The 7530-nt window shown below is 38.7% G+C and carries 7 protein-coding genes; 4 read left to right on the forward strand and 3 right to left on the reverse strand.

The features are described from left to right. The first annotated feature begins 34 nt into the window (after positions 1-34). On the forward strand, positions 35-385 hold the full coding sequence (locus RFW85_RS15425; RefSeq protein ID WP_005109514.1) for a YbjQ family protein: 351 nt from the start codon (positions 35-37) through the stop codon (positions 383-385). A gap of 7 nt (positions 386-392) precedes the next feature. Next, positions 393-827 (forward strand): YbjQ family protein, encoded by a 435-nt coding sequence (locus tag RFW85_RS15430; protein WP_170249628.1) that lies wholly within the window; start codon positions 393-395, stop codon positions 825-827. Here the strand turns inward: RFW85_RS15430 and RFW85_RS15435 are convergent. The 3 genes from RFW85_RS15435 to RFW85_RS15445 are packed head-to-tail and all read right to left on the reverse strand — an operon-like array spanning position 824 to position 2815. After that, positions 824-1258: a nuclear transport factor 2 family protein gene (locus RFW85_RS15435; protein WP_005064505.1), complete on the reverse strand. Its 435-nt coding sequence runs from the start codon at positions 1256-1258 to the stop codon at positions 824-826. The two genes, RFW85_RS15430 and RFW85_RS15435, sit on opposite strands and share 4 nt — an antisense overlap. 53 nt (positions 1259-1311) lie before the next feature. Further along, entirely contained in the window at positions 1312-2118 is an 807-nt protein-coding gene (locus tag RFW85_RS15440; protein WP_005064503.1) for an SDR family NAD(P)-dependent oxidoreductase, read from the reverse strand. A gap of 25 nt (positions 2119-2143) precedes the next feature. Continuing rightward, the gene (locus RFW85_RS15445; protein ID WP_032052717.1) at positions 2144-2815 is read right to left on the reverse strand and encodes a hypothetical protein; all 672 of its coding nucleotides are present in this window, start codon (positions 2813-2815) and stop codon (positions 2144-2146) included. 196 nt (positions 2816-3011) lie between these two features. Here RFW85_RS15445 and RFW85_RS15450 point away from each other — a divergent pair, with 196 nt between their 5' ends. Continuing rightward, complete coding sequence (locus tag RFW85_RS15450) at positions 3012-5909, forward strand: valine--tRNA ligase (RefSeq protein WP_309171657.1); 2898 nt, start codon at positions 3012-3014, stop codon at positions 5907-5909. A 116-nt stretch (positions 5910-6025) separates the two neighbouring features. Beyond that, a complete protein-coding gene (locus RFW85_RS15455) occupies positions 6026-7519 on the forward strand; it encodes an ATP-binding protein (protein WP_309171658.1) in 1494 nt (497 codons plus the stop codon). The last annotated feature ends 11 nt before the right edge of the window (positions 7520-7530 follow it).

Consider the following 7530-nt stretch of genomic DNA (forward strand, 5'->3'; position numbering starts at 1 on the left):
TTGAAACCTTAAGAATTTAGATTGATAAAAAACAATGTTATTGAGTAATTTAGAAAGTGTTCCAGGCCACCAAATTTTAAAGCAGCTGGATGTTGTTTACGGAAGTACCGTTCGTAGTAAACATGTTGGCCGTGACTTGATGGCAAGTTTAAAAAATATCGTGGGTGGTGAACTTACGGGTTATACCGAATTATTAGAGGAATCTCGCCAAGAAGCCATGCAGCGTATGATTGCCAAAGCTCAGCAACTTGGTGCGAATGCAATTGTGGGTATTCGTTTTTCAACTTCAAATATTGCCCAAGGTGCTTCTGAATTATTCGTATATGGCACAGCTGTGGTTGTGCAGCCTCAAGCACCCCATCTACCCGATCCATTTAATGCATAGGTAGAAAATGGATAATCTTATTTTTCAGCTTGTTATTTTTCTCATTCTTTTCAGCATTGGTTGGGCTTTTGGCCGCCATATTGAACGAAAACATTTGAATGAACTTCTAGAAAAAGAGCAACAATTTGCCCATATCAGAATTGATACCAATCGTTTTGCAACGAGTGATCAACTAGGCCACTTTATTAGCAGTAATGTTGTGATTTCTCATGATTACTTTAAATATATATTGGCAACTATAAAAAACGTTTTGGGCGGAAGACTGACCAGTTATGAAAGTATTGTTGAACGCGCTCGCCGTGAAGCCATTGTTCGTTTAAAACAACAAGCTCAAAGTGTCGGTGCTACTCATATTATGGGAGTTCGGCTGAGTACAACCGAACTCGGAATGCAAGGCGGAATGGTCGAAGTTTTTGCTTATGGAACAGCAGTTAAAGATTAATACTGCCCAACCTCAGAAAAATGAATACGTGGATTGCCAATATTTTTAGTTAAATGTTGGCAAATTCGGGTAATTTTCCAACGGTCTTGTTGTTTCGCCAAAGTAAAATAATAACGACCAAAAGAATGAAAATAATCATTTTCTGAAAAACGATAAATTTGATAATTACATTCTAGCCATGCTTGATCTTGTTCAATCCGAACAAGAGGATTGCTCAAATTGTGCTGTAGTCGTAAATGGGATAAAGCTTGCTGCCGAGAGCCTTTATATTCATGACAAGACACGACACACAAAGGCTCTCCTCTAAATTGGAAATAGTCCACCTCAAGTTGATCTGCCAACAACTCATCAAAAGCGTCCCAATTTTTCTGGTCAAAGACCAATTGAAAACGCGTGACGACTTCTAAGATACGGTGATAATCCTGATCCATGGTGAACCTTCTATGCGGGTTTTTCACCAATTTAGCACGGCAAAATCACTTTTTTATTTTACTTTTGTTTTCCGAATCATTTTATAAAGAAGTTTTGGTGACATCCGAGAAACCATCACACCTAATTTTTCTTTGGCCCCACCCACAACAATATATTCTTGACCCTGTACTAACGCTTTTACAGCTTGCTCTGCAAAAACATCTGCCTCTAAACCATTTTCAATTGCTTCGTCTTGATGGCCTTGAGGTTCCCCTGCACCATTGAGTGCATTAAAAGAAACATTAGTTTTTACAAAACCAGGGAAAATAACTGAAACTTCGACACCTTGATCTGAGACCTCAGCACGTAAACTATTTGCCCACATGTGAATTGCCGCTTTAGCAGCCGAGTAGCTTGCACGGTACTGTGTTCCCAATAAACCCGCCACACTCGACACAAATACAACTCGGCCAGACTTTTGTTTTAGCATGGTCGGTAATACGGTTTTAGTTAACGCGACTTGTGAGAAATAATCGACTTCCATAATGGCGCGTTCAGTTGCCATTGTCGTGTCTTTAATTAAAGCACGTTGACTTAAACCTGCATTATTGATGAGCCAGTCAATACGGCCTTTCGCCTTTAAAATCTGCTTGTAAGCCTCTTGAACCTGCTTTTCATCAGTAATATCTGCAACGACAGACAAATGATGATCGGGATTTAATAAACCAACCCGAACTTCTTCTAATTCTTCAAAACGACGTGAGGTTAAAATCAACTTTGCGCCTTGTAAAGCCAACTCTCCTGCTAAGGCCTTACCTAAACCAGAAGATGCGCCCGTAATCCATACCACTTTATTTTGCAAAGTATCAAGTTTGGCCATGTGATGTTCCTATTATCTTTTTAAATTATGCTGCTTGATGCATGAAGGCCAAAAAGTGATTGATATAATGAGTTGCTGTGGTCTGATCGACCTGTGTCCCTAACTTTTCCAAACGTTTATAGCCCAAATGCGTCGTCATGTTGATGACTCCGTTAAGAGTTTTATCGACAACCAAATTAAATTTTAAACGCTTTTTAGGCTCACGTACTAGGCTTGTTACGCCTAAATCCACAATTTGTATGAGCGTTTCAAATGCAGCCGTAATACTTTGCATATTACCGTCACGAATTTGCTGGGTAAGGGTTTCAGCTTGTTGCACCAGTTGAAGTGTAACTGGATAGGTAATATAAACTTGCTGCCCTTGCTCTTTCATGAGTGATGTCATGTAGTCAACCAAGGGTAAAAGACGTTCATTTCCAAAGAATGAAACTGACCAAGGCATGTATTTTCGAAAAGTCTCTAAAACTTGCTGAATGACTTTTTCAGACTCAGCTTGTTGTTTTGGAGACATGCTTGCATTTCCTGACTGTAAAAGCACAGAAAAAACCTGCTCAATAATTTCACAGGAAAGGTCAGACAAAACACCCCCCAAAACTTTTGCCTGACTTTGACTTACTCCATCATGTAGTTTTTGCCGAATAGCCTCGAATTGGGTATAAGTCGAATCGGAAATTTTCAAAAAAACTTCATAACTCATCAGCAGCATCCTTTTTCAATTCTTTTGTAATTTTTGTGCCGTGTCGCCACACGATTAAATTGTGATCCATCTTTCATAAATCTACCGTTTTTTGAAAAAAATACAAAACCGTTTATCTGTTTTCAGCACATTAATTTCGAGGCATTTTTTTGCTACAATAGATGCAATTTTTTATGCATATTCGATCTAAGCTACTATGACTGACGCTCAAACCGCTCAAAATATTGCAACCACATACGATCCAACCGAGATCGAAAAGAAGTGGTACAAAACGTGGGAAGAACAAGGTTACTTCAAACCTTCTGGTCACGGTGAATCATTCTGTATCATGATTCCACCACCAAACGTCACTGGTAGTTTGCACATGGGCCATGGCTTTAACAATGCCATTATGGATGCCCTCACCCGTTATAACCGTATGATGGGTAAAAACACTTTGTGGCAACCGGGTACAGACCATGCTGGTATTGCAACTCAAATGGTTGTTGAGCGTCAACTTGGCTTACAAGGTGTAACTCGTCACGACTTAGGCCGTGAAAAGTTCATCGAAAAAGTTTGGGAATGGAAAGAACAATCTGGCGGCACAATCACTAAACAAATTCGTCGCTTAGGTTCTTCGGTAGACTGGTCACGTGAACGCTTCACGATGGACGAAGGTTTATCAAACGCAGTTAAAGAAGTATTCGTTCGTTTGCACGAAGACGGTTTAATTTACCGCGGTAAGCGCCTAGTAAACTGGGACCCTAAACTGCAAACAGCACTTTCTGACCTTGAAGTAGAAAGCAAAGAAGAAAAAGGCTCACTTTGGCACTTTAAATATTTCTTTGAAGACAAATCAGTTAAAACTCAAGACGGCAAAGACTATTTAGTTGTTGCAACAACTCGTCCTGAAACTTTACTGGGCGATACCGCGGTTGCCGTTCACCCTGAAGATGAGCGTTATGCGCATCTTGTTGGTAAGAACATCGTATTGCCAATTACGGGTCGTTTAATTCCAATCGTTGCCGACGACTACGTTGAAAAAGACTTCGGTACTGGCTGTGTAAAAATCACGCCTGCTCATGACTTCAATGACTATGACCTAGGTAAACGCAATAGCTTGCCTATCATTAATATCTTCAACAAAAACGCCGAAGTTTTAGGTGAGTTTGAATATATTGCAAAAGCTGGCGAACAAATTTCTAAAACGATTACTGCACCTGCCGAATACGCTGGTTTAGAACGTTTTGAAGCACGTAAAAAATTAGTTGCTCAAGCTGAAGCTGAAGGCTGGTTAGATCAAATCCAACCGTATGACTTAAAAGCTCCACGTGGCGACCGTTCAGGCGTGATCATTGAGCCGTTACTAACTGACCAATGGTACGTAAAAATTGCTCCTCTTGCTGAACCTGCAATTGAAGCAGTTCAAGATGGTCGCATTAAATTTGTGCCAGAGCAGTACAGCAACATGTACATGGCGTGGATGCGTGACATTCAAGACTGGTGTATTTCACGTCAGCTTTGGTGGGGTCATCGTATTCCAGCTTGGTACGATGCAAATGGCAATATCTATGTAGGTCGTAACGAAGAAGAAGTACGTGCGAAAAACAACATCGCTGCTGACGTTGAACTTAAACAAGACGAAGACGTACTTGATACATGGTTCTCATCTGCACTTTGGACATTCTCAACTTTAGGTTGGACTGGCGACGCACAAAAAGATGCAGCGAATGATTTCTTAAAAACTTTCCACCCAACAGATGTGTTGGTGACTGGTTTTGACATCATTTTCTTCTGGGTTGCCCGCATGATCATGATGACCCTACACTTCATGAAAAATGAAGATGGTTCATCTCAAGTTCCATTTAAGACTGTTTACGTTCACGGCTTGGTGCGTGATGGTGAAGGTCAAAAAATGTCGAAGTCTAAAGGTAACGTACTTGACCCATTAGACTTGATTGACGGTATTGATTTAGAAAGCTTAGTTGCAAAACGTACGACTGGCCTAATGAATCCGAAAGATGCAGCGAAGATTGAAAAATCAACGCGCAAAGAGTTCCCAGAAGGCATTAATGCTTACGGTACTGACGCAGTTCGTTTCACATTCTGTGCGCTTGCAAATACTGGTCGTGACATCAAGTTCGACTTAAAACGTGTTGAAGGCTACCGTAATTTCTGTAACAAAATCTGGAACGCAACTCGTTTCGTTCTGATGAATGTTGAAGGTCAAACTGTTGGTCAACAAGCTCGTCCTGATCTTTGGGAACTTCCAGAACAATGGATCATCAGCCGTCTACAAAAAGCTGAAGCTGCTGTACACCAAGCATTTGCAACTTACCGTTTAGACCTTGCTGCTCAAGCGATTTACGACTTTATCTGGAATGAATATTGTGACTGGTATGTTGAGTTAACTAAACCAGTTCTAAACGATGCAGAAGTTTCAGAAGAACGTAAAGCTGAAGTACGTCGTGTATTGCTTGCAGTGATGGAAGCTTCATTACGTTTGGCTCATCCGCTTATGCCGTATTTAACAGAAGAAATCTGGCAAACGCTTGCACCAATGCTTGGTCAAGGCGGCCCAACGATTATGACTGCTCAATACCCTGTTCCTGAGCAAGCAAAAATCAATGAACAAGCTGAAGCAGATATGCAATGGCTTCAAGGTTTGATTGGTGCAGTACGTAACATTCGTGGTGAGTTAGGCTTAGGTAATGCGCGCTTGTTGCCAGTATTACTTCAAAATACATCTGACGCTGAACGTGAACAAATTATTCGTATTGAAGCATTGTTCAAAGCCTTGGCTAAAGTTGAAAGCATTGAGTTCCTGAATAAAGACCAAGAACCACCTTTATCTTGCTCTAGCGTTGTTAGTCATGCATCGGTATTTGTACCAATGAAAGGCTTAATTGACCCTAAAGCAGAACTTGCTCGTTTGCAAAAAGACTTGGATAAAATCCAAAAGCAACACGACCAAATCGCGGGCAAACTTGCAAATGAAGGCTTTGTATCTAAAGCACCAATACCGGTTGTTGAGGGTGAAAAAGCGAAGCTTGCTGAATTTGCTGCTCAGTTAGAGAAAGTTAAAGCGAATATGGAACAGATTGCTGCGCTTTAATGCTGTAATTTGATTCAAAAAATCCCCTCAAATGAGGGGATTTTTATTGGTTACTTTGTAAACAAATACAATAATAAATGATAGAATAATTTTAAATAATCATATTTTATAAATTCATGTCAAAAAGTAAATTTCAAATTGATGCTCGACTAGTTACCTTACTTTCACAATCATATTCTTCATCTGAACAAGCGTTAAAAGAATTGATCGATAATGCTTGGGATGCTGATGCTGATACGGTTTTCGTAGAGTTGCCTGATCAGGCAATGACAAATACTCCTTTAGTCATCCATGACTTTGGTTCTGGAATGACTGAACACGAACTAACGCATGAATACCTTTTTATTGCAAGTGACCGACGTAAACGCAGAGGTGAATTAACTAATCTTTTTAAAAGAAAAGTTAAAGGTAAAAAAGGGATTGGTAAATTTGCTGGGCTGATGATAGCAGATCACATGAAATTAGAGACTTGGGCTAAAGGTAAATGCTCTAGTTTTGAGATTTCATCGACAGCATTATCAGCTTCTCTTGAATTAGGAAAATTAGATTTATCTATCAAGGTTGAAGATTGTGAACCTAAGAAAAAAGGAACTAAAATCACATTAAATAATTTAAAACAAAATTTACATATCCCAAATCCTGAAAAGTTCAAATCTCTTTTAATTAGAGAGTATGGGAGAAGTGAGGATTTTAAAATTGTTATTAATTCTAAAACGTTAGACATTGATGATTTAAGGGGAAAATATCATGATGAACAATTAAGTATTAACAATTTAGGGTTAGTCAGACTTCAGCTAACCGTTTCTTCAGAAAAGTCAAAATTGAAACAAGCAGGTATATCAATTCGTGTCCAAGGTAAAATAATTGGTAAACCCTCATTTTTCGGTTTAGATAAGCATGAAAGCTTCCCTTCCAAATTATTAGATAAGATTTATGGTGAAATTGAAGCAGACTGGTTAAGTGAGCATGTAACTGCTGACTGGGGATCATTCATTGAAAATAGTTTACTTTTAGAAAAGCTAGAAGAAACAATTCAACCTATTTTAATCGCAAAGATAAGAGAAGAATATCGGCATGATATTGATTTAGCAAATGCTCGCTTACGCAAAAAAACTCAAGATAGGTTAGCTCTATTACCAGAATTCAAACGCCAATTTGCTGATAAAGCGATCAAATCTATTCTTGAAAAATATTATGGTGAACCAGATTCCAAGCTTGAACCTATCGTTAACGTTTTATTAGATTCTTTAGAAAAATCAGACTACAGAGCAATTTTAGACTATATCAATGAAGCTGATAAAAATGATATTTCTAAGTTAGCTGAAGCCCTCTCCGATTTTGGATTAGCTGAATTGGCAATTATTGCTGAACAAACAAAGACTCGATTAAAGTTCTTAGATTATTTTGAAGAGCTTTGTGATGAAAATGAAACTCTAGAAAGTGAAGTTCATAAAAGTTTAGAAAACAACTTATGGATTTTAGGTGCTCAATATTCAATTTTTAGTAGCAACATTACGCTTAAAAAACAAATTAACAAATATCTAGAAAAACATTATTCAGGTGATAGAGCAGATAAGAGACCAGACTTAATGTTAAGTGAGAGCCTGTAAATTATTTTGTG

The organism is Acinetobacter sp. 12966 (genome assembly GCF_031196995.1).
Lineage (GTDB): Bacteria > Pseudomonadota > Gammaproteobacteria > Pseudomonadales > Moraxellaceae > Acinetobacter > Acinetobacter geminorum.